This is a genomic window from Brenneria sp. g21c3 (assembly GCF_040240345.1).
GTDB lineage: Bacteria > Pseudomonadota > Gammaproteobacteria > Enterobacterales > Enterobacteriaceae > Brenneria.
Genome location: NZ_JBEIAB010000050.1, coordinates 1 through 801, shown reverse-complemented (window position 1 = coordinate 801; position 801 = coordinate 1). Strand labels below are relative to the sequence as shown.

1 pseudogene is annotated in these 801 nt (G+C 55.6%); it reads left to right on the top strand.

The window, feature by feature from the left end:
- A pseudogene (locus tag ABRZ28_RS24240) lies at window positions 1-801 on the top strand (hypothetical protein); the annotation flags it as partial.

Below are 801 nucleotides of genomic sequence, written 5' to 3'. Positions count from 1 at the left end.
ACTGATGGGACAGCAACTCACTCACGCACTGGCGTTTTTTACCGCCGCGCCCGATAGCTGGTTTTCACAGGGAAAGAAAAAAATTGAAGCCTGCGGCCTATGGATCTGGGAAACGGTTCAGGGCGACTTCAACGATAATCAGACCACCGGACAGGTGGTGACCGGCACGGTGATTTCCATGATCCCCTTTGTCGATCAGATCTGCGATATCCGGGATCTGATCGCCAATGGCAGAAAAATCAATGAGGACTCGGGCAATACGGCTGCCTGGGTGGCATTGGCATTAACCCTGATAGGCTGTATTCCGGTTTTGGGCTCCTTTGTCAAAGGGGCGTTCAAGGTGATGTTTTTGGGGATACGCAAGCCTGTGCTGGGCGCGGCCGGGAAGATAATGTCATTCAAACTGGTGAGCGATGGCGTAGATACCGCCATCAAAGGACTGAAGAAGTTCCTTGCTATGCCCTCCGTGCAAAAGTTCTTCTCTGCCGTGGGGATCGACAATCCCTATCTCTATCTGAGCGAAAAGCTGCGGGAGGTGATGTCATCCCTCAGCGTCCCGTCGTTGTTAAGCGTGCTGGATGATCTGCTGGAGGCGACGCGTGAACTGCTGGGAAAAGCGCGCAGTTGGGGGCCGGCGTCGATCAGAAAACCCATCGACGCCACGTTGCAGGGGCTGACGTCGGTGCGTGACAAGGCGGACGGCATGCTGGGCAAAGCGCTGTCGCCGGTCAATCAATTTCTGGAGGCGCTGGCGGTGCGGCTGCATATCGAAGGCAATACGCTCTATCACACCTATCGCGG